24 protein-coding genes are annotated in these 26741 nt (G+C 64.0%); 16 read left to right on the top strand and 8 right to left on the bottom strand.

What is annotated here, in order from left to right:
* Positions 1–7: 7 nt before the first annotated feature.
* The 3 genes from H0X90_RS17905 to H0X90_RS17895 form a co-directional block, all read right to left on the bottom strand.
* On the bottom strand, positions 8–736 hold the full coding sequence (locus H0X90_RS17905; protein ID WP_077188943.1) for a VRR-NUC domain-containing protein: 729 nt from the start codon (positions 734–736) through the stop codon (positions 8–10).
* Positions 733–1260, bottom strand: coding sequence for a PAAR domain-containing protein (locus tag H0X90_RS17900; protein WP_077188944.1), 528 nt, complete (start codon positions 1258–1260; stop codon positions 733–735). Before H0X90_RS17900 ends, H0X90_RS17905 begins: the two co-directional genes overlap by 4 nt.
* 489 nt (positions 1261–1749) lie before the next feature.
* Positions 1750–2046 carry a hypothetical protein gene (locus H0X90_RS17895; protein WP_125345941.1) on the bottom strand — a complete coding sequence of 99 codons (297 nt, stop codon included), beginning with the start codon at positions 2044–2046 and terminating at the stop codon, positions 1750–1752.
* A 388-nt stretch (positions 2047–2434) separates the two neighbouring features.
* On the opposite strand from H0X90_RS17895, the gene H0X90_RS17890 reads away from it, so the two are divergent.
* From H0X90_RS17890 to H0X90_RS17870, 5 genes are all read left to right on the top strand, one after another.
* Positions 2435–5185, top strand: coding sequence for a type VI secretion system Vgr family protein (locus H0X90_RS17890; RefSeq protein WP_077188945.1), 2751 nt, complete (start codon positions 2435–2437; stop codon positions 5183–5185).
* 121 nt (positions 5186–5306) lie between these two features.
* Positions 5307–7529 (top strand): hypothetical protein, encoded by a 2223-nt coding sequence (locus H0X90_RS17885; RefSeq protein ID WP_077188960.1) that lies wholly within the window; start codon positions 5307–5309, stop codon positions 7527–7529.
* Positions 7526–9001 (top strand): virulence factor, encoded by a 1476-nt coding sequence (locus H0X90_RS17880; protein ID WP_171984125.1) that lies wholly within the window; start codon positions 7526–7528, stop codon positions 8999–9001. The genes H0X90_RS17885 and H0X90_RS17880 overlap by 4 nt, the downstream gene beginning before the upstream one ends.
* 14 nt (positions 9002–9015) lie before the next feature.
* Positions 9016–9273 (top strand): PAAR domain-containing protein, encoded by a 258-nt coding sequence (locus H0X90_RS17875; RefSeq protein ID WP_059723932.1) that lies wholly within the window; start codon positions 9016–9018, stop codon positions 9271–9273.
* Between the two features lie 339 nt (positions 9274–9612).
* Positions 9613–9816, top strand: a complete 204-nt coding sequence (locus tag H0X90_RS17870; protein WP_059723931.1) for a hypothetical protein — start codon at positions 9613–9615, stop codon at positions 9814–9816.
* 62 nt (positions 9817–9878) lie between these two features.
* On the opposite strand, the gene H0X90_RS17865 is transcribed toward H0X90_RS17870, so the two are convergent.
* A complete protein-coding gene (locus tag H0X90_RS17865) occupies positions 9879–10679 on the bottom strand; it encodes a transporter substrate-binding domain-containing protein (RefSeq protein WP_060373216.1) in 801 nt (266 codons plus the stop codon).
* A gap of 281 nt (positions 10680–10960) precedes the next feature.
* On the opposite strand from H0X90_RS17865, the gene H0X90_RS17860 reads away from it, so the two are divergent.
* Complete coding sequence (locus H0X90_RS17860) at positions 10961–11278, top strand: hypothetical protein (RefSeq protein WP_006485338.1); 318 nt, start codon at positions 10961–10963, stop codon at positions 11276–11278.
* A gap of 81 nt (positions 11279–11359) precedes the next feature.
* Positions 11360–11695 (top strand): hypothetical protein, encoded by a 336-nt coding sequence (locus H0X90_RS17855; RefSeq protein ID WP_062884146.1) that lies wholly within the window; start codon positions 11360–11362, stop codon positions 11693–11695.
* A 114-nt stretch (positions 11696–11809) separates the two neighbouring features.
* On the opposite strand, the gene icmH is transcribed toward H0X90_RS17855, so the two are convergent.
* The 3 genes from icmH to tssJ all read right to left on the bottom strand — a co-directional run bounded on the left by icmH (position 11810) and on the right by tssJ (position 14640).
* Positions 11810–12592: a type IVB secretion system protein IcmH/DotU gene (gene icmH / locus H0X90_RS17850; RefSeq protein ID WP_006491869.1), complete on the bottom strand. Its 783-nt coding sequence runs from the start codon at positions 12590–12592 to the stop codon at positions 11810–11812.
* The gene (gene tssK, locus H0X90_RS17845) at positions 12589–13935 is read right to left on the bottom strand and encodes a type VI secretion system baseplate subunit TssK (protein ID WP_006477098.1); all 1347 of its coding nucleotides are present in this window, start codon (positions 13933–13935) and stop codon (positions 12589–12591) included. The genes icmH and tssK overlap by 4 nt, the downstream gene beginning before the upstream one ends.
* A gap of 105 nt (positions 13936–14040) precedes the next feature.
* A complete protein-coding gene (gene tssJ, locus H0X90_RS17840; protein WP_006485335.1) occupies positions 14041–14640 on the bottom strand; it encodes a type VI secretion system lipoprotein TssJ in 600 nt (199 codons plus the stop codon).
* Positions 14641–15027: 387 nt separating this feature from the next.
* Here tssJ and H0X90_RS17835 point away from each other — a divergent pair, with 387 nt between their 5' ends.
* The 9 genes from H0X90_RS17835 to tssA all read left to right on the top strand — a co-directional run bounded on the left by H0X90_RS17835 (position 15028) and on the right by tssA (position 25697).
* Positions 15028–15654: a M48 family metallopeptidase gene (locus H0X90_RS17835; protein WP_043204524.1), complete on the top strand. Its 627-nt coding sequence runs from the start codon at positions 15028–15030 to the stop codon at positions 15652–15654.
* 46 nt (positions 15655–15700) lie between these two features.
* On the top strand, positions 15701–16216 hold the full coding sequence (gene tssB, locus H0X90_RS17830) for a type VI secretion system contractile sheath small subunit (RefSeq protein ID WP_006484395.1): 516 nt from the start codon (positions 15701–15703) through the stop codon (positions 16214–16216).
* Positions 16217–16231: 15 nt separating this feature from the next.
* Positions 16232–17722 (top strand): type VI secretion system contractile sheath large subunit, encoded by a 1491-nt coding sequence (tssC, locus tag H0X90_RS17825; RefSeq protein WP_006484397.1) that lies wholly within the window; start codon positions 16232–16234, stop codon positions 17720–17722.
* Positions 17723–17792: 70 nt separating this feature from the next.
* Positions 17793–18296: a type VI secretion system tube protein Hcp gene (locus tag H0X90_RS17820; protein WP_006477093.1), complete on the top strand. Its 504-nt coding sequence runs from the start codon at positions 17793–17795 to the stop codon at positions 18294–18296.
* 62 nt (positions 18297–18358) lie between these two features.
* A complete protein-coding gene (gene tssE / locus H0X90_RS17815; RefSeq protein WP_006477092.1) occupies positions 18359–18844 on the top strand; it encodes a type VI secretion system baseplate subunit TssE in 486 nt (161 codons plus the stop codon).
* Positions 18845–18920: 76 nt separating this feature from the next.
* Complete coding sequence (tssF, locus tag H0X90_RS17810; protein ID WP_006494422.1) at positions 18921–20756, top strand: type VI secretion system baseplate subunit TssF; 1836 nt, start codon at positions 18921–18923, stop codon at positions 20754–20756.
* Entirely contained in the window at positions 20720–21820 is a 1101-nt protein-coding gene (gene tssG, locus H0X90_RS17805; protein WP_058901209.1) for a type VI secretion system baseplate subunit TssG, read from the top strand. The genes tssF and tssG overlap by 37 nt, the downstream gene beginning before the upstream one ends.
* A 41-nt stretch (positions 21821–21861) precedes the next feature.
* Positions 21862–24531, top strand: coding sequence for a type VI secretion system ATPase TssH (gene tssH, locus H0X90_RS17800; protein WP_006494419.1), 2670 nt, complete (start codon positions 21862–21864; stop codon positions 24529–24531).
* A gap of 44 nt (positions 24532–24575) precedes the next feature.
* Entirely contained in the window at positions 24576–25697 is a 1122-nt protein-coding gene (gene tssA / locus H0X90_RS17795) for a type VI secretion system protein TssA (RefSeq protein WP_006494418.1), read from the top strand.
* A 93-nt stretch (positions 25698–25790) separates the two neighbouring features.
* Here the strand turns inward: tssA and H0X90_RS17790 are convergent, their stop codons facing one another.
* Positions 25791–26741, bottom strand: coding sequence for an OmpA family protein (locus tag H0X90_RS17790; RefSeq protein WP_077188946.1), 951 nt, complete (start codon positions 26739–26741; stop codon positions 25791–25793).

The following is a 26741-nucleotide window of genomic DNA, read 5'->3' as shown; positions in this document are numbered from 1 at the left end:
CGTCAGCTTACAAAGCAGGGAGCGGCTGGACCTGCGGCGGCGGGAGCGGCGGGGCTCCGGGCGCGCTGGGGCTGGTCCCGTACAGTTCGTCCAGGTCAGATTGTGAGGCGGTTTGCCTCGAGCGCGAAGTCTTCTTCTGCCCGTCGTCGTCGCCGCATCCGCAGTCGGCCGCGCCGAGGTGCACGAACTTCGACGGGCCACCGGCGATCTCGATATAGTCGTCTTCCTGGTCGGGGCCGTACGTGTCCCCCGGGAACTTCATCTCCACGACGGTCTTGATGTTCGACTGCACGGGCGGCTGTGCCGGGTCGTTCACGATGACGACGTCGGGGCGACGCACGTCGCCCTTCTCGTACTTCTTGCCCTTGCTCGGCCACTTGTCCTTGATCCACTGCCGAATCCCGGTATTGGGCTCGAGAGGGTCGTCATAGTCCATGATCGGCTCAGGCGGATCCGTCGTCATATCGTACGGCTGTTCCGGGCGGTATTCGGTTGGAACGCCCGTCTGCATCTTCGACACTTCGTTCGGCAGCCCGAGTCGCATCTCAACGCACCGCTGCCGCTGGATGGTCCCGGCTTTCGTCGCGACGCCGATGCGTCGGCACTCGCAGAACGTGTGACACAGAACCTTGCGGTCTTTCGGTGAGAGCTTGGCGGCACTTACCCCGACCTGCGTTGTTTGACCGTCCGAGCTCATGCCCCCAGGTGACGAGCCCGGGGAGTAGCCGCCGCTCATTCACTGCTCCCGGGCTGCTGGAACGATAGTGACGACGCCTGGTGGCTACTGAGCCAATCCGTGTGGCCGCTCGCGTCGGTCGTGCCTTGGACCGTCTTGCCGTCCGCCGACGTCACCGTGTAAGGGTGGTTCGCGATCGGTTCGCGCGTCCTGTCGTCGACGAGTTGGAAGCGTCCGCGATACGCACCATCGTCCTGCGCGACGTTCTGTGCCAGAACGCTTCTACCCGCACCGATCGAGCCGCCCGCGCCGGACGTCGGTTCTACCGTCGCCTGGCCTTGCGATGCGATCAGCGTTGCGCCGCACGCCGTCTTGTCCCCATCGGTCGCCACGGCCCGCCCACCGAACGTCATGCTGCGCACCCGGACGCCAATGATCGGGTAGACGCCGCCGCACTTCGGGCACGACACCATGTCACCTTCGAGCGCCAGCGGCTTCCCGAATACGATGTTGGTCGACGTGCAGGCGAGCACCCGGCCACCGTGCGACGTCGTATCGCCTTCCCGAATGAACGCAGAACTCATGCCGAATCCTCTGTTGAAATTTTGCGAGGACTGTAGCACGCACCGAATAAGGGTAACTACCCTGTCAAAGTTGCCGGGAGGCTTCACAGGTGAATGGCGCGGTGCAATTTTTGACCGTCCAAAGTCACTTTTCATCGAACACTAGGCCAGCTTTTGCCGTTGCATCGGGGAGGGCTGCGGCACGGGAGCTTCTTTGCGCGCAGCGTTCCAGACCGCAGGGTGCTTCTCGACACGGCTGGCGTCATGCGACGTATTTGCCGGCTATCTCCAACTTTGTCTCCAAGTAAATGAGTGTTTTGGAGATACACTTGGAGATAGTCGGACCCTTGACCAGTAAGGCTTCCGGGGTGAATTGAGCATATATCTCCAAATCTCCAGAAGTTTTCTGTTCCGGCGGCCGAGGATCGGCGACTTACGCCACAATTTTTCGCTCGATGGCCTCATCCGCACGGGCTCAGCCGGTTGGGGGTATGTTTGGGGGTTCGTGTTCTAACCGTCGATTCCATTTTCGTTTCGAATCAATAGATTGGATATGGATTGTTGATCCTGCAGCCGCACCATATTGAACGAAGGGCCGGGAGATTTTGTCTCCCGGCCCTTCGTCTTTTCTGCGGCGATTTTTTCGGGTTGGGGGCGTTCGTTCGGTGCCACGACGTGTTCATCCGTCGTTTCGACGTCGATCTGTCGGGCCCATTTGCTCGATTCCTTGTCGATACCATCAACGCAACACGCCGTGTTCGTTTCGACCGACTGGCGAAAGCGCGCGCGATCCTCGCAAAGCCCCACGATGTGAATCGGAGCAGCGGCTGTGTGACGCGAGTCGTTACTGACTTCACGAGCGTCAACAGCACCCGAAAGTCACACTTCGAAACAAAGGGCTGCGCGATGTTCGCGTAGCTCTTTGTCTTATACAAATTCTCTTTGCTTGGGGAGAAGGTCTGGAAATGGGCCGAAACGCAATTCGTCGTTGTCGCTGATAGACCGCCTCTGGTGGCGGAATCGATTTAGGACGTAGCGTGATCTGTTTTGTACGTTAGAGCCAGTGCTCTGTGGAATATTATCAATTTCGCAGGGCAGCAAACTTGCCTTTATGGCAATTTGATAAAATCGCGCAAAAGAGCGCGAAGCGCACCCGTAGTCGGTGCGTCATAACGAATCAAACTGAGAGACCGTCTTGAATATCCGAGAAGCGTTTCGCAATTTCGTATCGGGGATTGATACGAATCGGCGCCCCGTGACACTGAGTTGGGGAACGGCACAAAAAGATCTGGGCGCGCAGCTTGCCCTGCAGCATGTGAGTATTCGCGAAAGCATGATGACCGGCATCGATGGCCGTCTGACTTGCGTTTCGCAAAACGGCAATCTCTCGCCCAAGCTTTTTATCGGAACGCCCGTATCAGTCGGGATGGTTACCGACCGTGGCGGCAAACATGCAATCAACGCGATCATCAGCGCGGTTCAGGTCGGACGATCCGACGGTGAGCTCACGATTTATCAGTTCACCGTGACCGACGCGGTGAACCTGCTTCACAAACGCACCAATTCCCGTATTTTCCGCAATGTCAATGTGATCGACGTGATCAACGTCGTGCTCAACGAATGGCGGCAACGTAGCCAGACGCTTGCCCGTGCCTTCGAGTTCGATCTGTCGGGACTGAATTCCTCCCGGTATCCGAAGCGCTCGTATATGCGTCAGGTCAACGAGTCGGACGCGCGCTTCGTGTCGCGACTCTTGCGTCGCGATGGCATCACGATGTTTGTTCGCCCCGGTCGCGCGAGCGGCCAGCCGAAAGACGGTGAGCCGCCGGTGCACACGATGGTGTTTTGCGACGACCCGCACAAACTGCCCGAAGGGCCGTCTGGGACGGTGCGGCTGCACCCGCGCGATGCCGGTACCGAAGAGCGCGACACGATCACGGTGCTGAGCATGCGTCAGGAATTGGTCTCGGGCGAAGCAAGCCGGCCGACCTGGGATTACCGCAAGGCGAACGTGGACCAATCGAGCCGGCCGGCCGGCCTCGACCAGGGCGAGGCCGGCAACGATCTGGCGCAGCTACTGACCGATATCGTGATCGAGAGCCCGCATGTGGCGGACTCGTGGGCGGATCTCGACCGAATCGCCGAAGACCGGATTCTGGCGCACGAAGCGCACGCGGTCCGCTACGACGGCAAGAGCGGCATCCGCGATCTCCAGATCGGCACGTGGGTAACGATCACCGGGGATTCGGGCTGGAATGCGCGGCCCGCCGAGCAGCGGCAGTTCGTGATCACGTCGCTGCATCACAACGTATGGAACAACTTGCCGAAGGAACTGAGCGAGCGGGCGCAAACATTGTTCTCGACGAGCTACTCACTTGAGCAGCCGCCCGCGCAGGGCAGCCAGCAACCAGGCGATCAGGATACGCGTTACGAGAACCAGTTTACCTGTGTGCCGCGAGGTACGCCGCTGACACCGATCTATGACGCGAAGATCGATCTGCCGCTCACGCCGTTGATCACGGGGCGCGTGGTCGGCAGCGGGTCGGACGAGGTGACTTGCGACGAGACCGGTTGCGTCTATGTGATGATTTTGGGCCAGGACGCAGCGGACCACACCCACGCCCAAGGGGCGGGAACGAACGGGAATCTCGGAGACAGCGCGCCGATTCGTGTTGCATCGAGCCTCGCGGGGCCGAACTTCGGCCAGACCATCCTGCCGCGCGTCAATACGGAAGTGCTGCTGGGTTGTCTGAGCGGCGATCCGGATCGCCTGATCATCCTCGGGGTCTTGCCGAACGGCGCCAACATGCCGGCGGCGTTCAGCCATGCCGGCGGCTTGCCCGGCAACCGCTACTTGACCGGAATCAAGACCAAGGAAATCAGCGGGCAACGGTACAACCAGCTTCGACTCGACGACACGCCGAAGCAGATCAGTGCGCAACTGGCGTCCGAACATGCGCATTCCCAACTGAATCTCGGGTACCTGACACAGCCGCGCGACAACGGTCACGGTGCCGACCGCGGTCAGGGCGCGGAACTCCGGACCGATGCCGCCGCAGCATTGCGTGCCGCGCGGGGGATGTTGTTGACGACCTACGCACGCACCCAGGCGAGCGGCGGCCAGCTCGATCGCGATGAGTTGATCCAGTTGCTTCAGCAGTGCACCGACTTGTTCAAATCACTGGGTGACTATGCGGGGCAGCACGGCGGGCAAACGACTGATGCGGCCGGGCAGTCGACGCTGTCGGCCGCGTTCAAGGCGTGGGAGCCGGGAGCCGGCGGCAACGACGCTTCGCAGGCGTTGATGGCATTTGGCGCGCAGGCAGGATTGCTGAACATCACGCCGAAAACGCACGTGACCTATGCGGGCGAGAACATCGATCAGATCGCTGCCAACCATCTGCAATTCACGAGCGGCCAGAAGCTGAACATGCAGGCCGGCAACGGGCTGTGGCTGTTCGCGCAGAGTGCGGGCATCACGACGATCGCTAATCAGGGCAAGTTGCTGATGCAGAGCCAGAACGACGATACGCAGATCGATTCCGCGAAGAATTTCCAGGTGACGGCGGCGGGTGGCAAGGCATCAGTGCTGGGCAAAGACCAGGTGGTGCTGATGACGTCCGGCGGAGCTTACCTGAAGCTGGACGGCGCGAATATCGAACTCGGTTGCCCGGGCACGTTTACGGTGAAGTCGGCCGGTCACTCGTGGCAGGGGCCCGCCAGCATGAGCGGCGAATTACCGACGTTCAGTCACTCTCCGCTCGGGCGTGTGCCGAAGCTGGTTCGGGCAACGGACGGGCAGCCTGTACCGGGATTCGACGCCGAGGTCAGGAAGATGTCTGGCGACCTGCTGGATCAGAAAACCGACGCATCAGGCAAGCTGCCGCCGATCAACGGCAACCAGTTCGAGCAACTGACGGTGCAGTTCTTCAAGAAAAATATCTGAGTATTCCGGGGAACAACGCATGACAGATTCTTTTTTGAATCCGCAGGGCCCGGCGTCGCCCGATGCAACAGTGGCCGCGGATGGCAATGCCGCTGCAAATGCGCGTGAGCCGCAGGGCATCATGGTCGGTGAAAGTCAGGGGCCAATGCTATTCGATATGCAAAACGAACTGATTTGCGTGAAGCAGCCGCCGCTGCCCGGCGTGATCATTTTCGTGCACGGTGTTAATTCGGAGGGTGAATGGTACGAGGGGGCCGAGAAAGGGTTGTGCAAGGGCCTGAACCGGCGACTCGCCCGGCTCGATGATCAGTTGGACCATAAGGGCGTGATATGCGGTCAGATGAGCCCCGTCGCATATACGGAGAGTTTGACGCCGGACGGGTTCCTGAATCCCAAGTTATGGGCGGGAAATTACATCAAGCCTGATCCTTCGTTTTCCCCCGTCATTCACTTCCGTTGGGGGTACAAGGCCAACAAGGAAGAGCTGAAGGAGTACGGGGACAAGATTTTTCTGAACGAGAAGAACTACTGGGGCGGCGGCCCGTTCGCGAACGGCTGCTCGAGTTTGCCGGATCTGTGGCATGAGGGGCTGGACGACCGGATCTTCGGATGGATCTCGGTCCAGGCAATGAATCCGACCACGCGCCCGCTGTATCGAACGCCGCCTCGTACCTACGGGGTGCTCGCCGCGTTGCGGCTGGCCAAATTGGTGGAGTCGATTCGCAGGAAGCAGGCGAACGTGCCGATTACGATCGTGTGCCACAGTCAGGGGAACATGGTCGGTCTGACGGCGGCATTCTTCGGCGATCAGTTGACGGAAGTGACCGACCCGTGGGGCAACAAGGGGCGCTGCGTCGCCGACGCTTATGTGCTGGCGAATCCTCCCTATAGCGTCGCCAACACCAACACCGGAATGGATACCTGGTCCCAGCGGGATATCAAGGACCACAAAAACGGGCGCGGCCGCGAGACCTATGAGGCCCGCACAAAGACACTGCGCGCATTTCTCGACATCATTCGCGCCCGCTCGGCATTCGAGCCGCCCGCGGACAAGGTCGACAGGGAAATGGGCAATTGCCGGACGGCCGAGCAGGGCAAGCCGTATTCGGCCGACGCCGATCGAAATACGCACGGTCTGAACGGGCACACCTATGGCCGGGTGACGCTGTATTGCTGCCCCCATGACCAAGTGATTTCCGCCGTGACGGTTCAGGGTATCGGGTGGCGCGGGCTGGGGCGCATCAAGGACGCAACGAAAGAGGACGGGCCATCGAAAGAGCTCATCGATATCGGTGCCGACGGCGTGCTGACGCAGCGGGTGTTTGCGACGCACTGGGAAGTGGGCAAGGTTGGCGACTACTCGTATTGGACCAATGACTGGCGGTACGGCAAGAAGGGCACGACACCCGGCTTCTGGTTTCCACCTTCCCCGCCGGCAAAATTTGGACTGGTCCGCGCATGGAGCGGAAACGAGAATCCAATCGCCAAGCTATTTACGACAGCCTCCGCACCGGTTCTCTACCTGGTGACGATGGTCACGTCGGGTTTCAAGTTGTTTCCGGTCAATGCCGACCCTCCAGAGTTCTGGACGGTGAACGCAGACGCGCCGGCGCTCGACGAACCGTTCACGCCGAAGACGTACCGAAGCAATGATCCGGAACATCTCAATCCGATCAAGATACGGGATGGCGAAGCGGAGAGCGATTTCAACGACGGTTACGATACACCGGCATCGGCCCGGAACGCCGCGAAGACGGACAAGCAATCCGACGATCCGTACGACACCTATCAGTCGCAATCGCCTGACGATCTACCCAATGGCGATGTCGGTAGCGAAGCGTCGCAACGTTACGAGGACCGTGCGATTCTGCGGATGCGCGCGCGTCGTGACGGCCGCAAGGCGTGGGTGGACGACGAAGGTAACGTGATGGGGGAGGATGGGAAGAGCGATGTGCCGGAAGGCTACCAGCAATGGCACAACGAGCAGGTGGTGGAGATCCTCGATGCCGGTAAGCTGAACAACCCGACCAATCACTCGACCACGATGACGAACCCGGAACATGCGCAGAAGGCATTGGCGTATGACGTTGCAGTCGGATTGTGCTATCTGTCGCCGCAGGATTTTGCCGAGTTGCGAATCGAGGCGGATTGGCGGTTTGGAAGTGCGTTGCCGGATATTCATCCGAGCAAGGGTTATGCACAATATTTCGAAAGCGGAGTAATGGGGAAGGACGGCGCACCGGTGCATGAGTGGGTCAAGATTGCAGAAGAGGCCAAGCGGCCCGAAAAAATCGTCGATGAGCGTGAAAACGAGCTCTATCTGAAAATCGGAGGGGCGGTATGAGTAAGATTATTTCGACCCAGTCCCGTAGATTGGTTGTTGCCATCGTGGTCTTGATTGTCGCAATGGGTATCATGTACAGCTTGAGTGTTTTCGCCGGGCCTAAGCTTCGGGGCGAATTGAGTACGGGAGATTGGATGAAGCGATTGTTGATGGTGCCATCCTTGGTGGCGATTCTGACATTTGTGGTATCGACCGTCGTGACAGCGACGCCAGCGCAAGCGGCTACGCAGAAAGATGTCGCCATTCCAAATGCCGGTGAAAGTGCTGCACCGTTCGTGGCGCAGGTCGTCGGATTAGAGTGGCTGAATCCACTACATCGGCGTGACTATCCAACTGAATGGCAGGTTTTGTGGACCATGGGGCTCACTAAACCCAATAAAAACGATGACATGGTCCGTACGGATCCGCAATCGTTCACGAAAATTCAGTCCGTCGCAGGGGTGGCGTACGGTAACCAAGGTACTGAAACGTTCAAAGGCTTCTATCACAAATACGTCAGTAAGCTGCTGGGGATTTTTGGCGATCGCTATGTGATGAACGCCAAGTATTTCTACACGGTCAAATCCAAGAACAAGGGTGACTGGCGCGAACTGGCTGGCATCCGTGTGGAGTTTGCCGTACCGGAGAGACTGGACGCCGGCGAGGCACAGGCTTATCTTCGAGAGAGCATTACTCGCGAGTTCAACATCGGGAACAAATATTTCCTGGATCTCTGGAGCAAAAACACCCCTCCCGACGTCCACGTCAACCAGGGCGGCGCAAACGCGGGCTTCACGTCGCTGAACCGCGCGCTGGATTACCTGCAGGCGAACCCGGACAAGAGCGCGTGGGTCATGAACTGGGACGCGCCGAGTTTTCCACCGAAGGACGCGCAGATCAACGAGAACATGGTGGTGCTGTTTCTCGTCGGACCGAACTTCAAGACGGAGCGCGAACCGCTGGCATGGATCGGACGCGCGGCGACGGGCAACGTCAAGGACTACGAGGCGAAGGCCGGTACGACGCGTGCGGTACAGGCGTGGAAGGCCACGATCGATAGTGCAGCGCGCAATGCGGGCGTAACGGTGCCGTCGCTGAACTTCGTGGTGCATGACGCGGGTCGCGGCGGCGAAGCGGCGTCGGAGCGGATCGGCGCGTTGTCGCAGACGCTGACGGAAGTGCTGCCTGACTACAACTTCAGCAAGCAGACGTTCAATACGCCGGCGCTGCTGGGTCCGATGGGGGCCGGTACGGCGTTGACGGACGTGGTGCTGGCGATCGGTCGGGCGAATCACCTTGGGGAGAAGGTGCTGGTCGCGGGGACGACGGACGGGCAGCACCCGACGGCGGTGGTGGTGGTGCCGCCGTCCAAAGTCACGCCGATCGATCCGGACAAGGACTGGTTCCGTGCGCGGGGCGAGAACAATGCGTATTTGCCGTGGTGGGGCCGTCGGCACGATACGGACTACGGCATGCAGGGCTATTCCTATTGAGCGGGGAGCCGGCGATGCGAGGAATCATCCGAATGGGCGACGTCCATAGTCACGGCGGCTACGTCGAGACGGGCGCATCGAACAGCGATGTCATGGGGCGTGCGCCTGCACGCGTCGGCGATCGCTGCACGTGTCCGTTACATGGGCCGTGCGTTGTCGTCGAGGGCGACGGGCAATTCGACATCGAGGGCGCGCATGCGGCTTTCGACGGTCACAAGACCTCCTGCGGCGCCGTGCTGATTTCATCGTTGCCGACGTCGGGACGCTCATAATCCGAACACGCCGGAAAGTCGCGTTGAGATGACAAGGTGATAGAGCGGGCAGGGTTGTTGCCCGCCATGCGGATGTGACCGGTAATGCGCGTCGTTTCGCCCCCGTTTCACTGTCACGCCCGCGTCACGGTGCACCCCTAACGTTGCACGTTCCCATCTTGGCGACATCGCCGGATCGGGGCCGCGCGCACCCTGCCGGCGACGACGTGCCCGCCTCGCGCGCAGACACAACCGGGATCTCGCTCCCGGCGCCGCGGCGGTATATATCGCCCCATTTCATTCGAAAACACGATCGACGTCGGTTCGAACCGGATCGCGGACGATCAGGAGACAGGGACCATGCTGAGCCCGCATGAATTCTCGATGCTGCTGCGCATTGCACGTGCGCCGGACAGCGTCGATCAATCGAATCCCGCCTTCGCCGTGCTGGTCGAGAAGCGGCTGGTGGACGCGACGCAAGTGCGCCTGAATGCGGTGGCCGTGCGCCCGGCGCTGACGCCGATCGGCCAGATGCTGCTCGCGCGCTTCGACGAAGCGGCTTGAGGAAACGCGTCACGCCTTCATCGACACGGAAGACGTGACGCATCGAACGCGCGCCCAACCGCTTACTGCGCGACCGGCACCGTCACGTCGCTGCCGAACCAGTGCGTCGAGATTTTCTTCAGCGTGCCGTCCTTGCGCAGCGAATCGAGCGCGTCGTTGATTGCCTTCTCGAACTTCGGATTGCCCTTGCGGAACGGGATCGCCATTTCCTGCTTGCCGCCGTTCAGCACCGCCCCCGCGCGCAGCGGCAGGTTCGACGTCTTGATCATGTACGGCAGCATCAGGCGGTCGTCGAGCGTCGCCTCGATCCGGCCCGCGGCGAGGTCGCGCAATTTCTCCGGTGCGCCCGGGTACGTCTGCACCTCGATGCCGGGCACGGTGCGCGCCATCTGGTCGTAGTTGGTGCCGAGCGTCACGCCGAGCTTCTTGCCCTTGAAATCATCGAGCGACTTGAAGTTGCGCGTGTCGTCCTTGCGCTGAATCAGTTGCGCGGCCGAGTACGTGTACGGCTCGCTGAAGTCGAGCGCTTCCTTGCGCTGCGGCGTGATCGTGACCTGGTTGACGATCACGTCGAACTTGCCGGCCTGCAGCCCGGCGATGATGCCGCTCCATTCGGTCGGGATGAACTGCGTCTTCACGCCGAGCTTGCCGGCAACGGCGTTCGCGACGTCGACGTCGAAGCCCTCGAGCTGGCCGGACGTGCCGCGGGAGTTGAACGGCGGATACGTGCCTTCGAGGCCGACGCGCAGCACGCCGGCTTTCTTCACGGAATCGAGCAGGTCGTCCGCGTGCGCGGCGACGGCCGTGAAGCCGAGGGCCGACGCGAGCAGGAGGCCCGACAGCAGGAACTTCGAACGTTTCATCGCAGATCTCCAGGGTTCAGTATCGTGGGGTGGGCGCCGGGTATCGGTCGGACCCGGGGCCGGCCGGAATGCGGGCACGTAGACACTACTCGCAACCGCGCCGCGCCGGAAGTCGAATTGGCCCTGATTGCAATCGATTTCACCGCGAACGAGTGACGCGATGCGTCATCTGACGCGCGCCGGGAGGCGGGCGGGCGAGGAATTGGCATAATCACGGCCTGCCGCGGGTGGCTCGCGGCCGATGCAACGCAATCATCAATCCGGATCCCACCGCAATACTCATGTCGACCGACTCCCCGACCGCAGCGTCGCTCCACCATATTCTCGAACGTCCCGGCGATTTCTCCGGGTGGCTTTACCTGCCGCCGATGCCGTGGACGCTCGACACCGAGGGGGCGTTCCTCGAAGACGCCGATGACGCGGAAGCCGACGTTGCGCCCGCCATCGCGGCTCAACCCGGCTGGAAAGCCACGCTCGACAGCGCGACGATCGAGGACATCGTGATCAACGCACACGATCAGGTCGACGAGCCGAGCGTCGCACAATTGCTGGACGCGTTTGTCTTCTACGTCGAGAACGACGCGTTTATCCTGTTCTGATGCTGCGACGCCGGCACGGCGCCGATCCACGGTTATGCTGGCAACCTGGCTGACTCGCTGCACGGCAGAAAGGAAATGAACATGGCCGACGATCCGGCAGCATTGCGCACGCAACAGGAAACGCTTTGCGCACGCTACGGCCTGCAGGCCGTCGAACCCGAAGAGATGGTTGCCGTCGCGATGTCGACGCTCCGACGGATGCCCGTTTATGGCACGCGTATCGCGCTGTCCGAAGGCGACAACGTCAGCTGGTTCTTCCACTGCGGCGAATACTCGGACGCCGACGATTTCTATCAGCCGCTGCATGCGGCGCACCTGTCGACCTATTTGCCGTCGGTTCTGCCTTATCTGCGGCTGCCGCCCGGCGCACGCTTCATCATCGACGACGCCGGCTATGAAGACATCTGGATGGCGTGACGCGTTGGCACGCCATCGATCTTTTTCAGTTGTCCGGAGGAAGCGCGCAAAAGCAGAAAAGGACCGCCAGGCGGTCCTTTTCTCATGAAGCGGCGATCGGAAATCGCGTGCCGGTTACGGCAACGAGATCGTCAGGTTGGCCGACTCCGGCCCGACCTTGATCACCTGCGAATACGGCGCGAGCGCCTGCAGCGTCTTGTCCTTCAGGTACGTGTTGAGTCCGAGGTACCCGAGCAGCGCCACCAGCGCGAACACGGTCCCGATCGCCCACACCGGCACCTCGCGCTTCAAGCGGTGCGCGATCTGGTCCGGCAGCGGCCAGTGCGGCGCGAACGGCGCGCGCTTGCCCTTCATGTGCGCGATCTCGTCGCCCAGCCGCGCGGTCAGGTACGCGAGCTTTTCCGGCCCTTCGAGCAGGTACTTGCCCTGGAACCCAAGCAGCAGGCACATATGGAACACCTCGAGCGACTGCAGCCGTGCCGCACCCTGCGCACGACCTTCCTCGAGATACTGGAAGAACTTCTCGCCGGCGAGCTGCTCGCCGAACAACACGAGCTGCAGCGGCCGGCGTTCCCAGTCCGCGCGGATCTTGAACTGCGACGACAGCACCATCTCGTCGATGGCCGCGCAGAACGCGAACTTCGCGCCGTACACGTCCTCGGCGGCGATATTCAGCTTCTTCGCGCCGCGCTCGAAATCCGACAGGAATTCCTGGATCCGCGTGCTGAACTCGCTGGCGCTGTCCGGCTCCCGTCCGTTCTTGAGCAGGAACAGCATGAAGAACCCGTCGTACAGCAAATCGAGCAGCGAACGGGCCTGGAACGCGGAGTCCGTCGACGCCGGGGTGTGCAGCGGTGCCGGCGCGTTGTCGCCGAACAAGGAAGGCGCGTAGCTCATGATGTGACCGCGATCAGTTCGAATTTCAGGTCATTGATACCAGTCGGCGCGTAGATCATCGCGGACTGGGCCTGCAGCATGCGCTCGTACAGCGGGCTGCGCGAATCGAGCGCGAAGTAGCACGCGCCGGGGCGCACCGGAATCGCGGGCGGCACCTGCGGCGTGTACGACAGCCGCACGCCGGGCATCGCCGACAGCACGAGCTTGTCGACGTCGTCCGGCGCGCCGACCTTGAAGCGGGCCGGCACCGCATCGACGAGCTCGACGCTCGGCATGTCCGCGGACACTGCGAGGTAGAACTCGGTCTTGTCGTCGATCTTGCCGGAATCGAGGCGGCCGAGGTGGAACGACGGGCGCACCTCGTCGAGCGTGATCGCGAAATAGCGCGTCGAGATCACGGTGTCGAGCAGTTCGCGCAGCATCAGGTCGAGACGCGCGAAGCTCGGGCCCGGATCGTCGTGGCGGTACACGGGCAGGTCGGCGAGCGTATAGCCCTTCGAGAACGTCATCAACTGGCCGGCGAGGCGCAGCAGCTCCTGGAACAGCCGCTCCGGATGCAGCGCCGCATGCTGGTGCAGGTGCGCGAGCGTCGCGAATGCGGCGTTCGCCGTGTGCAGCAGCCAGAACGACGCGATGTCGCCCGAGCGGAACTCGATGATGTTCTTCGACGGCTCGCGGTGAAAGCCGTACAGCGCGTTCACCTTCGCCTGCAGCGCGTCGACCAGCTGGCGCAGCCGCTGGTGCAGGATCGGCGACGCTTCGATCGCGAGGCACGGCGGCACGAAGCTGTCGTCGATCTCGAAGCCGGACGTCGCGGTGCGGCGCACGCGTACGAGCGGCACCGACAGCAGCTGGTCGCGCGGCTCGCTGTGCGCGATCAGCTTGACCTGCGTCTTCAGGAACGTGATGTCGGCTTCGGCGGCGTCGGTGAAGTTGTCGGCGACGCTCGTCTGCTCGCTGACGAACCGCGTCATGAAGCCGGCGGCCGGATCGTCGCTGTAGTTGGTGCCGTTCTCGCGCAGCGGGTGCAGCGCGAGATAGAACACGAATTCGTTGATGCCGTCGGGCAACGTATCCAGTGCGATCGGCGGCGGCAGGTCGTCGGCCTGCGGCGCGGCATACAGCGCGCCGTCCGGGAACACGAGCGCGAGTTCGGCCACCCGCAGCACGTTGCTGCCGAGCGCGTCGCGGTCGATGCGCACCGAGCGCACGCCCCAGTTGTATGGCTGGATCGCCTGGATGGACTCGAACAGGCGCGCCTCGTGGTACGCGTCCTGCCGCTGAAAGTGTTGAGGCCGGAGGAACAGCCCTTCCCCCCACAGCACCTTGGCCGAATAACTCATGTCAAATCCGGTTAATGTGGCGTTTGCGATGTAATCGATTTGGTCGTGCCCGAATTAAATCGCCAAGTGTGTTAACTCTTGTTAATTGACATTCGTGCGTCATGTTTAACCGCAGGAGACCGAAGACAGCATATTCAGCGGTTGCGAAGGCGCACCCTGTTGCGGTGCGATGACCGTGCCGTCGGTGACCGTCATCGCGCAATTATGCAGGCCGATGATTATGCCGGATTTCTCCGACTTCACCGGATCGAACGTCAGTTTCCAGCGTTGCAGTGCGGGATCGCGGAACAGCGCGACAATGCCGAATGCCTGCGCTTCGCGCGATACCTTCTCGGTTGCCGTATAGCGCTGGCCCGGAATCAGCGTGATTTCACGCACGTTCAGCAGATCGGCGCCGAGTGCGGTTTTTTCCTTGGCCGGGTCGGTAAATGCGTCGAACGGCGCTTGCTGGAACGAGGTCGGGTCCTTCAGCGCATAGAGGCGCACGACGAGCGCGAGCGGCTTGTTGTCGGTCGCGGCATTCAGGTTCGGTGCGGCGGCCAGCGTGAGGCCGATGTTGCGCGGCGGCTTCTGCGCGTCGGGTACCTCGGGCTTGCCGATGCCGGCCGCGGACATCACGGCGCTCGCGGCCGAGCCGAGCAGCGGAGCGGCCGCGCATCCGGCCAGAAGGGCGCACGCAAGCAGCGGCAGCGCGTAGCGAATCATGGACGATCTCATCGTTTTTTCCGGCGTGCCGCCTTTATCCCTGTCAAAACTGCCGGGATATTGCCGCGTTCGCTGCGTATCCCCCGACATTGCCCCGTTCAACTATTAAGCACGCCCGCGTCAGGCGAGCATCCGGAAATTTTTTCCGCCATCCGGGCGGCGCGTCGTGCAACCAGTAAAACTTGCGCATTCCGGTCGAAAGAAAAACCGCTGCGAGCCCGCAGCGAGCGGCCATTCGAGGGGGTAGCGCCCGGTTTTAAAAGGAATTACTCTTCACACGACGATTGAATTATGAAAAATTGATCGGTACTATACCCGCGCGCTTCTTGCAAAGCAAAAGAACCAGATTCTCAACGATTTAAAACTCACGCGCCGGTGGATATAACGATGAAAGACCGTCTCTTCGCAAAACTGTCTGGGGTAGTGGTGGCTTGCGGCGTGATCGCCGGTTGTGCGAGCCAGCCTCCCGCGCCGCCGACTGCGGAAGTGTTCAACAAGTCGCTGGCCGATGCAGACGCCGTCGCGAAGGCGGGGGACCAGGACAAGGCGCTCGGCCTGTACCAGCAACTCGCGAAGTCGGACCCGACGCGCGAGGAACCGTGGTCGCGCATCGCGCAAATCCAGTTCGCACAAAACCATTACGGGCAGGCGATCGTCGCCGCCCAGGAAGCGCTGCAGCGCGATGCGACCGATCGTCAGGCGAAGAGCGTGCTGGCCGTCGCCGGCCTGCGGATCGCGACGCAGTCGCTCGGCGAGCTGCGCCAGGATGCATCGCTCGCGGGCGATGCGAAGTCCGACGCGCAGGCGCTCGCGAAGCAGTTGCGCGACACGCTCGGCGAATCGGCGCTGTTTCCGCCAGAAACCAAGATCGCGAAACCGCGCCCGCCGCGCCGCGTCGTCCATCGTGCGAAGGCCGCGGCCGCACCGGCGGCCGAAGCGGCCGCGAGCGCCGCCCCGACGCCGCCCGCGGCGCAAAAGGGCAGCGCGGATCCGTTCGGCGCACTGCGCAACTGAAACCGCAACTGACGCGATAACCACAACTAACCTGGGAGCCGTCGAGATGGCCAAGAAAGAAAGCATTCAGAAAAGCTTGCAGAAAATACGGCCGCCGCGCGTCCAGCTGACCTACGAGGTCGAGAAGGGCGATGCGATCGAGGTGAAGGAACTGCCGTTCGTCGTCGGGGTCGTCGGCGATCTGGCGGGCCAGTCCGAAATCGAGCAGCCGAAGCTGCGCGACCGCAAGTTCGTCAATATCGACCGCGACAATTTCGACGACGTGATGAAGGCGATCGAGCCGCGCGCCGCGTTCCAGGTGGAAAACCGCCTGAGCCCGGAAGGCGGCAAGTTCGCGGTCGACCTGAAGTTCCGCTCGCTGTCGGATTTCAGCCCGGACGAAGTCGTCGAACAGGTCGAGCCGCTGCGCCGCCTGCTCGAGGCGCGCTCGAAGCTCGCCGACCTGCGCAACAAGCTTGCCGGCAACGACAAGCTCGAGGATCTGCTGTCCGAGGTGCTGAAGAACACGCAGCAACTGCAGGAGCTCGCGAAGGGCACCGGCGGCGACAAAGACGGCGAATGACGACGGAGTGTTGAGATGAACCAGCAAACGGCTGCGGCCCAAGCGAGCGGCGCGGAATACGCCGCCGGGACTTCGTTGCTCGACGACATCGTCGAGAAGAGCAAGGTCGCGAAATCCGATTCCGAGCATGCGCGCGCGAAGGACCTGATCGGCGAACTCGTGCACCAGGTGCTCGACGGCACGGTGATCGTGTCGGACAACCTGTCGGCCACGATCGATGCGCGCGTCGCGGAACTCGACCGCCTGATTTCCACGCAGCTTTCCGCGGTGATGCACGCGCCGGAATTCCAGCGCCTCGAAAGCACGTGGCGCGGGCTGGACTATCTGGTCAAGGAAAGCAACACGGGCCAGACGATCAAGATCAAGGCGCTGCACGCACCGAAGCGCGACCTCGTGCGCGATTTCAAGGGCGCGAGCGAGTTCGACCAGAGCGCGCTGTTCAAGAAGGTCTACGAAGAGGAATTCGGCACGTTCGGCGGTTCGCCGTTCGGTGCGCTGATCGGCGATTACGAGATCTCGCGCCAGCCGGAAGACATGTATTTCATCGAGCAGATGTCGCACGTCGCGGCGGCCGCGCATGCGCCGTTCATCGCGTCGGCGTCGCCGGAGCTGCTCGGCCTCGAGTCGTTCTCCGACCTCGGCAAGCCGCGCGACCTCGGCAAGGTGTTCGACACCGTCGAATACGCGAAGTGGAAATCGTTCCGCGACGCCGAGGATTCCCGCTACGTCGGCCTGACGCTGCCGCGCTTCCTCGGCCGCCTGCCGTTCAATCCGAAGGACGGCCAGACCGCGGAGAACTTCAACTTCGTCGAGGACGTCGACGGCACCGACCACGACAAGTACCTGTGGTGCAACGCGGCATGGGCCTTCGCGGCACGCCTGACGGCCGCGTTCGACGACTTCGGCTGGTGCGCGGCGATCCGCGGCGTCGAAGGCGGCGGCCTCGTCGAGGATCTGCCGACCCACACGTTCAAGACCGACGACGGTGAAGTCGCGCTGAAGTGCCCGACCGAAATCGCGATCACCGATCGCCGCGAGAAGGAGCTGAGCGACCTCGGCTTCATCCCGCTCGTCCATTGCAAGAACTCAGATTACGCCGCGTTCTTCGCTGCGCAGTCGGTGCAGAAGCCGAAAAAGTACAGCACCGACAGCGCGAATGCGAACGCCGTCCTGTCCGCCCAGCTTCAGTACATCTTCTCGGTATCGCGCGTCGCGCACTACCTGAAGGCGATGATGCGGGACAAGATCGGCAGCTTCGCATCGGCGCAGAACGTGGAGACTTTCCTCAACCGGTGGATTTCGCAGTACGTCCTGCTCGACGACAACGCCTCGCAGGAACAGAAAGCGCAATTCCCGCTGCGCGAGGCATCCATACAAGTGTCGGAGATTCCGGGCAAGCCGGGCTCGTATCGTTCGGTCGCGTTCCTGCGCCCGCACTTTCAGCTCGACGAACTCTCGATTTCTCTGCGACTTGTCGCTGATCTGCCCAAACCGGCAAATTCATAAGCGAGTAAATCGCCCGGGCGGGCCGCCTGGGTAGGACGTTAAAACCACCTCTTTGGGGAGTCGAAGGGCCATGTTACATATGCACTTGCAGTTTGGTAGTCCCGCGGTGAAGGGCGAATCCGCGGACAAGGACCATCAGGGCTGGATCGAACTGAAATCGTGGGATCACTCGATCGTTCAGCCGCGTTCGGCAACCGCATCGACCGCTGGCGGTCACACGATGACGCGTTGCGAGCACGGCGACATGATCTTCACGAAGGAAATCGATTCGTCGAGCCCGCTGCTGTACCAGCACGCTTCGGGCGGTACCACGTTCGACGAAGTGACGGTCCATTTCTCGCGCGCGGACGGTGAAGGCAAGCGCGTGCAGTATCTGGAAGTCAAGCTCAAGTACGTGATCATCTCGAGCATCGCCCCGAGCGTCCGCGAGGAAGGTCTGCCCCTCGAGACGTTCTCGCTGAAGTACGCAGCCGTGCAGTGGAAGCAAACCCAGCAGAAGATCGGCGGCAACCAGGGCGGCAACACGCAAGGCGCCTGGAGCCTGACGAAGAACGACAAGACCTACGCGGTCTAAGGTCGGTTGCGGCAACGGGGCGCTCGGCGTCCCGTTGCCGTTTTCGCTGTCAACACCGGCCGATGAAACGATTCGAACCCAGTTTTCTCGACAAGCTGTTCGACGACGAACCGCATCTGCCGGCCTCGGCCGCGATGCGGCAATTGTCGCTGGACGAGCTCAAGAACACGGTCGCCCGCGACGTCGAGGCGATCCTCAACACCCGTATCGCGCATACCGAGAACGAGCTGGCCGCGCTGCCGGAATGCCAGAAATCGGTGCTGACCTACGGGCTGAACGATTTCGCGGGGCTGAGCCTCGCGAGCCACTACGACCGCGCATTCATCTGCAAGTCGATCCAGCAGGCCATCGCGCGCCACGAGCCGCGCCTGCAGCAGGTGCAGGTGACGTTCGAGCTGAACGAGCAGGCCACCAACGCGCTGTACTTCGCGATCCAGGCGCTGCTCGTCGTGCACCCGGCCGAGGAGCCGGTGAGTTTCGACGCGATGCTGCAACCGTCGACGCTGCAGTATTCGGTCACGCGCGCACGCGCGGCACGCATGCAGTAAATCAAGCCGCCGAGCGGGCCGGACCGCCCGGTGGTGAATCAGGTCCGGCAGGAAATATTGAGGTTCGGGGTCGTCGATGGAAGAATTGCTGCCGTATTACGAACGCGAATTATCGTTTTTGCGGCGCTATTCGCGAGATTTCGCCGAACGCTATCCGAAGATCGCCGCGCGCCTCGCGCTGTCCGGCGAGCATTGCGAGGATCCGCACGTCGAGCGGATGATCGAGTCGTTCGCGCTGCTCGGCGCGCGCATCAACAAGAAGCTCGACGACGACTACCCCGAATTCACCGAAGCGCTGCTGGAAGTGCTGTATCCGCACTACCTGCGGCCGTTCCCGTCGTGTTCGATCGCGCAGTTCACGCCGGCTTCGCCCGGCCAGCAGACCGAACCGGTCGTGATCGAGCGCGGCACCGAGCTGAAGAGCCGTCCGATCCGCGGCGTGCAATGCCGGTTCCGTACCGCCTACGACGTGACGCTCGCGCCGATCCGCATCTCGGAAGCACGCTATACGCCGGTCGCGCTCGCGCCGAGCGCGACGGTGCTGCCGTCGAACGCGACGGGCGTGATCTCGATCACGTTCGAATCGCTCGCCGCGCAGCTCGATCTCGGCGCGCTGAAGCTGTCGACGCTGCGCGCGCACCTGCACGGCGAGCAGTCGTTCGTCGCCGCGCTCACCGACTGCCTGTTCGTCAACGTGCTCGGCGCGTACGTCGAGCCCGAACGCAACGGCCGCTGGACCGCGCTGCGCAAGCTGCCGATCGCGCAGGCCGGCTTCGCCGAGGACGACGCGCTGATCGACTATCCGGCGAAATCGCATCCCGCATACCGGCTGCTCACCGAATACTTCGCGTTTCCCGACAAGTTCGATTTCGTCGACTTCGACCTCGCGGCGATCGCGCGCGCGTCGGGCCGCTGCCAGCGCGCGACGCTGCATCTGGTGCTGCAGGACGTGCGCAGCGATTCGCACGTCGCGCGCCTGCTCGAATTGCTGACGGCGAGCCATTTCCGGCTGTTCTGCACGCCGATCGTGAACCTGTTCCGCCAGCACGGCGAGCCGATCCGCATCACGCACCGCGCGGTGTCGTATCCGGTGATCGCCGAGGCGCGGCGCGCGTTCGCGTACGAGGTGTACTCGATCGACTCGGTGAAGCTCGTCCGGCAGCAGGCGCACGAGGAATCGGTGATCGAGTTCCGGCCGTTCTATTCGCTGCATCACGGCGAAGCGGCGCGGATCGGCCACTACTGGTTCGCGCGGCGCAACGACTGGGTCGCGCAGAAGAGCCCCGGCTACGAAACCGAGATCTCGATCGTCGACATCGACTTCGAGCCGACGTCGCCGCAGACCGACACGCTGAGCCTCGACCTCACCTGCACGAACCGCGACCTGCCGGCGATGCTGGCGTTCGGCCTCGAAGGCGGCGACCTGTTCCAGGAAGGTGGCGCGCAGACGAGCGGCATTTCGCTGCTGCGTCGCCCGACGCAGAGCGTGCGCTTCGAGCGCGGCCGCGCCGCGCACTGGCGGCTCGTGTCGCACCTCGCGCTCAACCACGTATCGCTCGTCGCGCACGGCCTCGCACCGCTGAAGGAAATGCTGACGCTGTACGACCTGCGACGCACGGCAGTGTCGATGCGCCAGATCGACGGCCTGGTCGGCGTCGAGCAGCGCGGCGCCGTGCAGTGGCTGCCCGGCAAGCCGTTCGCGACCTTCGTGCGCGGCATCGAGATCCGGCTGACGATCGACGAGGAACACTTCGTCGGCGCGAGCCTCGCGTCCTTCGTGCGCGTGCTCGACAGCTTCTTCGGGCTGTACGTCCACCTCAACAGTTTCGTTCAATTGGTCGTCGTGTCGAAGCGCACCGGCGAGGAGATCATTCGATGCAAGCCCCGAACCGGCGAATCGATCCTGGCGTAGTCGACGCGCTGCTCGACGAGCCGCACCGCTTCGAGTTCTTCCAGGCGGTGCGCGTGCTCGAAGGGCTGTTCGCGCGGCAGGCGTCGGATGCGCCCGGCGCGTGGCGGCAGGGCGACGTGGTCGCGCAGCGCATCGCATTCCGCAACACGCTGTCGCTCGGCTTTCCGCCGAGCGAGATCGAAGGCGCGCGCTCGTTCGACGACGACGGCGCGTCGCTGAGTTCGGGCGAGCAGCGCGGCGCCGCGCTGGCCGCCGGCGAACTCGGCCGCGTCGAGCTGACGCCCGCGTTCTTCGGGCTGCTCGGCGGGCAGGGCGCGCTGCCGCTGCACTACACCGAGCAGATCGTCGCGCGCGAGCATCTGCGGCGCGACCATGCGGCGCGCGCGTTCTTCGACGTGTTCTCGAACCGCGCGACCGCGCTGTTCTACGCGGCGTGGAAGAAATACCGGCTGCCGTTCCACTACGAGCTCGACCGCGACGAGCGCTACCTGCCGCTGTTGCTCGCGATCGCGGGCGTGCCGAGCGACGAGGTGCGCGACAGCCTCGCGGCCGGCGCGGGCGGTGTGCTCGACGAGGCCGTGGCCGGCTACGCGCTCGCCGCGCGGCACCGGCCGATGTCGGCCGCCTACCTGCAGCGCACGCTGTCCGATTACTTCCGCGTGCCGGTGAAGATCGACCAGTTCGTCGGCAAGTGGTACGACGTGCCGCCCGATCAGCTGAGCGTGCTCGGCGAAGTTAACGCGGTGCTCGGCGCGACGGCGCTCGTCGGCGAGCGCGTGTGGCAGCGCGACATGCGCGCGCGAATCGTCGTCGGCCCGCTGTCCAAGCGCGACTACGAGGCGTTCCTGCCCGGCGGCGCGCAGGCCGTCGCGCTCGAGCGGATGCTGACGCTGCTCGCCGGCGTCACGCTCGAATACGAGGTGAAGCTCGTCCTGAAGCGCACCGAGGTCGGCGCGAGCGTGCTCGGCGCGGGCTCGCGGCTCGGCTGGGATGCGTTCCTGTGCACGCGCGACGCGGCCGAGGACCGTTCGGACGCCCGCTACGAGCTGCACGTGATTCACTGAGACCCTAACAACAACACGCAATCGAACCTGAGATCGACGCCATGAGCACGCCTCTGAAGACCCTGATCACGAAACTGAACCCGCTGTGCCGCCACGCGACCGAGCGGGCGGCGAGCGCGTGCCTGGCGCGCGGCCACTACGAGGTCGATCTGGAACACCTGTTCCTCGCGTTGCTCGACGAGGCGACGGGCGACCTGCCGCTCGCGTTGCGCGCGAGCCGCGTCGATCCGCATGCGCTGCACGCCGATCTCGAACGCGAGCTCACGCGCCTGAAGACCGGCAACACGCGCACGCCGGTGTTCTCCGTGCACCTGATCGCGCTGTTCGAGCAAGCATGGCTGATCGCGTCGCTCGATTCGCAGCTCGGCCGCATCCGGTCGGGGCACCTGCTGCTCGCGCTGCTGACCGCGCCCGATCTCGCGCAGTTCGCGCAACGGATGTCGTCGCGCTTCGCGGAAATGAACGTGACGGACCTGAAGCACAAGTTCGACGAAATCATGGCCGGTTCGAGCGAAGCCGAGCCGCGCCAGACGGACGACGAGGGCAGCGACGTCGCGCCCGCCGCCGACGGCATGGCACCCGCGGCCGGCCCGTCGAAGACGCCCGCGCTCGACACGTACACGACCAACCTCACGCAGCGCGCCCGCGACGGCAAGATCGATCCGGTGATCGGCCGCGAAGCGGAGATCCGCCAGGCGATCGACATCCTGATGCGCCGTCGCCAGAACAACCCGATCATGACCGGCGAGGCCGGCGTCGGCAAAACGGCGGTCGTCGAAGGGCTCGCGCTGCGGATCGCGGCCGACGACGTGCCGCCGCCGTTGCGCGGCGTCGCGCTGCACGTGCTCGACATGGGGCTGCTGCAGGCCGGCGCGAGCGTGAAGGGCGAGTTCGAGAACCGGCTGAAGAGCGTGATCGACGAGGTGAAGAAGAGCGCGCATCCGATCATCCTGTTCATCGACGAGGCGCACACGATCATCGGCGCGGGCGGCCAGGCCGGCCAGAACGACGCGGCGAACCTGCTGAAGCCGGCGCTCGCGCGCGGCGAGCTGCGCACGATCGCCGCGACGACGTGGAGCGAATACAAGAAGTATTTCGAGAAGGATGCGGCGCTCGCGCGGCGCTTCCAGGTCGTGAAGGTCGAGGAGCCGAGCGAGCCGCTCGCGGCCGCGATGCTGCGCGGGATGTCGGGCCTGATGGAGAAGCACTTCAACGTGCGGATCCTCGACGATGCGATCACCGAGGCCGTGCGCCTGTCGCACCGCTACATCAGCGGCCGTCAGCTGCCGGACAAGGCGATCAGCGTGCTCGACACCGCATGCGCGAAGGTCGCGCTCGCGCACAGCGCGACACCGGCGGCGATCGACGACACCAAGAAGCGCATCGAGCGCATCGATGCGGAAATCGCGTCGCTCGAGCGCGAGGCGGCGGGCGGCGCGGCGCACGACGAGCGGCTTGGCGAGCTGCGCGGCGCGCGCGACACGGCGCTCGAACAACTGGCAAAGGACGAGGAACGCTACGAAGCCGAGCGCGTGATCGTCGCCGAGATCACCGAGCTGCGCGATGCGCTCGACCGCGCACGCGGCCCGTCGGAAGACGGCCAGCCGGTCGACGTGCAGGCCACCCGCGACAAGCTCGCGGAGCGCGTCGCGGCGCTGCACGCGCTGCAAGGGGGCGAGCCGATGGTGCCGCTGCAGGTCGACGGCCACGTGGTCGCCGAGATCGTCGCCGCGTGGACCGGCATTCCGCTCGGCCGGATGGTGAAGGACGAGATCGACACCGTGCTGAACCTGCAGCCGCTGCTGACCGCGCGCGTGATCGGCCAGGACCATGCGCTGGAGGCGATCGCGCAGCGCGTGCGCACCGCGACCGCGAACCTCGAGGATCCGAACAAGCCGCGCGGCGTGTTCATGTTCGTCGGGCCGTCGGGCGTCGGCAAGACCGAGACGGCGCTGGCGCTGGCCGACATCCTGTACGGCGGCGAGCGCAAGATGGTCACGATCAACATGAGCGAGTACCAGGAAGCGCACAGCGTGTCGGGCCTGAAGGGCTCGCCGCCGGGCTACGTCGGTTACGGCGAAGGCGGCGTGCTGACCGAGGCCGTGCGCCGCAACCCGTATTCCGTCGTGCTGCTCGACGAAGTCGAGAAGGCGCACCCCGACGTGCTCGAAATGTTCTTCCAGGTGTTCGACAAGGGCACGATGGACGATGCGGAAGGGCGCGAGATCGACTTTCGCAACACGCTGATCATCCTGACCTCGAACGTCGGCTCGGCCGCGGTGATGCAGGCGTGCCTGAACAAGCCGGCCGAGGAACTGCCCGACCCGGACACGCTCGCCGAGACGCTGCGTCCGCAGTTGTACAAGACCTTCAAGCCGGCGTTCCTCGGCCGGATGAAGGTCGTGCCGTACTACCCGATTTCCGACGACGTGCTGGCCGAGATCATCGAGCTGAAGCTCGAACGTATCCGCCGCCGGATCGAAGCGAACCACAAGGCCGCGTTCGAGTGGGACGAGTCGCTCGTCGACGCGGTGCTCGCGCGCTGCACCGAGGTCGACTCGGGCGCCCGCAACGTCGACCACATCCTGAACGGCACGCTGCTGCCGGAGATCGCGGGCCACGTGCTGGGCCGGATCGCCGACGGCGCGGCCATCGCGCGCATCGCGGTGCGCGCGGACGAGGCCGGCGAATTCGCGTACACCGTCGAATGAGTCCCCGCACGCGACATCTCATGCATCAACGGATTCACTGAACCATGCCGATCAATCTCCCCGAGCTGCTGACGCCGATCAGCGAGGCGTCGCCCAGCGGCGACGACCTGCTGTTCTCGAACGAATTCGACGCGATTCAGGACGCGCGGCGCTACGACGACCCGACGCTCGACCAGGGCGAATGGGTAACCGAGATCAAGGAGGCCGACTGGGGCTTCGTCGTCGACCATGCGGGCGAGCTGCTGCGCACCCGCACGAAGGACCTGCGGCTCGCCGTGTGGCTGACCGAGGCGCTCGCGCTCGAGGACGGCATCACCGGCCTCACCGAAGGCTATGCGCTGCTCGAGGGCCTGTGCCGCGAGTTCTGGGACACCTTCCACCCGCTGCCCGAGGACGACGACATCGAGCACCGGCTCGGCAACGTCGCATGGCTGTCCGGTCGCACGGCCGAGCTGCTGCGCGCGGTGCCGCTGACCGACGGTGCATCGAATGCGTTCAGCACGCTCGACTGGGAAGTCGCGCAGCACGTCGCGCAGTCGATCAAGCGCGACCCCGAGCATGCGGACGACATCGCGCGCGGCAAGCCGTCGATCGAGCAGATCGACGCGTCGCGGCGCGTGACGTCGATCGCGTTCTACACGGCGCTGCTGGCGAACCTGAAGGCGTTCGAATTCGCGCTCGATGCGTTCGAGGAGCGGCTCGTCGAGCGCGCGGGCGATTCGGCGCCGAGCTTCCGGCAGGCGCGCGACGCGTTCGAGACCGTGTACCGGCTCGCCGAGCGCTTCGCGCGCGAACAGGGCTATACCGGCAGCGCGCCGCACACGCAGGCGGCGCAGCAGGCCCAGCCCGAGCGCATCGAGCCGGTGTTCGGCCAACCGATCCAGACCGAGGAGACTCACGTGCAGCAGCAGACCGCTTCGCGTCCTCCGGTGACGCAGACGATCGCCGGCATCCAGAACCGTGCGCAGGCCGTCGACCAGTTGCGTGCGGTGGCGCGCTATTTCCGTCAGACCGAGCCGCACAGCCCGGTCGCGTATCTCGCCGACAAGGCGGCCGAATGGGCCGACATGCCGCTGCACAAGTGGCTCGAGAGCGTCGTGAAGGACGACGGCTCGCTGTCGCATATTCGCGAACTGCTGGGCGTGCGGCCCGACGAGCAGTCGTAAACGCAAGACGGGCGGTGCATCGCTGCCGCCGCCCGTCGTATGCCGTGCCGCCGCCGCGCTCCGTCATGGAGACGGCGGCCGGTCGAGGTCCCGTTACTGCCCGACGCGGAATTCGATCCGCCGGTTCCGCGCCCGCCCGTCGGCCGTATCGTTCGGCGCGATCGGCTGATCCGGCCCGACGCCCGTCGTCGTCATCTGCTGCGGCGGAATGCTTTTCGTGATCAGGTAGCCCTTCACCGCATCCGCGCGCGCCTGGCTCAGCGCGATGTTCGACGTCCGGTTCCCCGAGTTGTCGGTGTGGCCGATGATGTCGACCGTGCGGTTCTGCATCTTCGCGAGCGCGGCCGCCATCTGGTCGAGGATCAACTTGCCCTGCGGCGTCAGCGTCGCGCTGCCGGTCTCGAACTCGATCGTCCGGTTCGCGAGCGTCTGGTCGAGCACGCCCTGCTCGGACGCCGACACGCGCAGCCCGTTCTTGATCGTGTACGTCGGGTTCAGCGTGTTCGCCATGTCGCTCGCGAGCTGCTGGCGCTGCGCCTCGTTGTGCACCTCGCCCTTCATCTCGATCTGCGTGCCGTTGATCTTCAACTGGCCCTTGCTGATCTGCTTGAGCTGCGCGCCGAGCAGTTTCTGCACGTTCGCGCTCCAGTTCGGCGGCGTCGCGACGTCGCCCACCTCGATCTGGTCGACGACGTTCGTCGCGCCGTAGGTATCGCGCAGCTTCTGCAGCACGGCGGCCTTGGTCGCCTCGTCGGGCACCTTGCCGCCGACCACCACCTGGCCGGGCGCCGCGTTCGCGGGCGGCGGCGTGAGCGTGCCGGCGGTGCCGTGCACCACCGTGCCGGACGCGCCGCCGGCGTTGGGGGTGGCCTGCGGCAGCGCGGTCGTCGCGACCGTGCCGTTGCCGACCGGCGTGACGGTCGCACCGGTGTTCTGCGCGAAGGCCGCGCCGCTCGCGACGAGGCCGGCCGCGAACAGCGCGGCGAGGGCGGGCGAGACGGCGGCCGACAAGCGTGCGCGCCGGACCTGAATCGTGCGATGCAT

It is taken from the genome of Burkholderia sp. 9775_39, assembly GCF_015712225.1.
GTDB classification, from domain to species: domain Bacteria; phylum Pseudomonadota; class Gammaproteobacteria; order Burkholderiales; family Burkholderiaceae; genus Burkholderia; species Burkholderia cenocepacia.
Note: the sequence above shows the minus strand (reverse complement) of the source record. Positions and strands in the feature narration are given on the sequence as shown.

Coding starts and splice junctions, on each gene's coding strand:
- tssF (WP_006494422.1), top strand. CDS start 18,921: ATGGAAGAATTGCTGCCGTATTACGAACGCGAATTATCGTTTTTGCGG.
- H0X90_RS17860 (WP_006485338.1), top strand. CDS start 10,961: ATGTCGACCGACTCCCCGACCGCAGCGTCGCTCCACCATATTCTCGAA.
- H0X90_RS17905 (WP_077188943.1), bottom strand. CDS start 736: ATGAGCGGCGGCTACTCCCCGGGCTCGTCACCTGGGGGCATGAGCTCG.
- tssB (WP_006484395.1), top strand. CDS start 15,701: ATGGCCAAGAAAGAAAGCATTCAGAAAAGCTTGCAGAAAATACGGCCG.
- tssC (WP_006484397.1), top strand. CDS start 16,232: ATGAACCAGCAAACGGCTGCGGCCCAAGCGAGCGGCGCGGAATACGCC.
- H0X90_RS17875 (WP_059723932.1), top strand. CDS start 9,016: ATGCGAGGAATCATCCGAATGGGCGACGTCCATAGTCACGGCGGCTAC.
- H0X90_RS17870 (WP_059723931.1), top strand. CDS start 9,613: ATGCTGAGCCCGCATGAATTCTCGATGCTGCTGCGCATTGCACGTGCG.
- tssH (WP_006494419.1), top strand. CDS start 21,862: ATGAGCACGCCTCTGAAGACCCTGATCACGAAACTGAACCCGCTGTGC.
- tssE (WP_006477092.1), top strand. CDS start 18,359: ATGAAACGATTCGAACCCAGTTTTCTCGACAAGCTGTTCGACGACGAA.
- tssA (WP_006494418.1), top strand. CDS start 24,576: ATGCCGATCAATCTCCCCGAGCTGCTGACGCCGATCAGCGAGGCGTCG.
- tssJ (WP_006485335.1), bottom strand. CDS start 14,640: ATGATTCGCTACGCGCTGCCGCTGCTTGCGTGCGCCCTTCTGGCCGGA.
- H0X90_RS17790 (WP_077188946.1), bottom strand. CDS start 26,741: ATGCATCGCACGATTCAGGTCCGGCGCGCACGCTTGTCGGCCGCCGTC.
- icmH (WP_006491869.1), bottom strand. CDS start 12,592: ATGAGCTACGCGCCTTCCTTGTTCGGCGACAACGCGCCGGCACCGCTG.
- H0X90_RS17885 (WP_077188960.1), top strand. CDS start 5,307: ATGGTCGGTGAAAGTCAGGGGCCAATGCTATTCGATATGCAAAACGAA.
- H0X90_RS17880 (WP_171984125.1), top strand. CDS start 7,526: ATGAGTAAGATTATTTCGACCCAGTCCCGTAGATTGGTTGTTGCCATC.
- H0X90_RS17835 (WP_043204524.1), top strand. CDS start 15,028: ATGAAAGACCGTCTCTTCGCAAAACTGTCTGGGGTAGTGGTGGCTTGC.
- H0X90_RS17900 (WP_077188944.1), bottom strand. CDS start 1,260: ATGAGTTCTGCGTTCATTCGGGAAGGCGATACGACGTCGCACGGTGGC.
- H0X90_RS17820 (WP_006477093.1), top strand. CDS start 17,793: ATGTTACATATGCACTTGCAGTTTGGTAGTCCCGCGGTGAAGGGCGAA.
- tssK (WP_006477098.1), bottom strand. CDS start 13,935: ATGAGTTATTCGGCCAAGGTGCTGTGGGGGGAAGGGCTGTTCCTCCGG.
- H0X90_RS17865 (WP_060373216.1), bottom strand. CDS start 10,679: ATGAAACGTTCGAAGTTCCTGCTGTCGGGCCTCCTGCTCGCGTCGGCC.
- H0X90_RS17855 (WP_062884146.1), top strand. CDS start 11,360: ATGGCCGACGATCCGGCAGCATTGCGCACGCAACAGGAAACGCTTTGC.
- tssG (WP_058901209.1), top strand. CDS start 20,720: ATGCAAGCCCCGAACCGGCGAATCGATCCTGGCGTAGTCGACGCGCTG.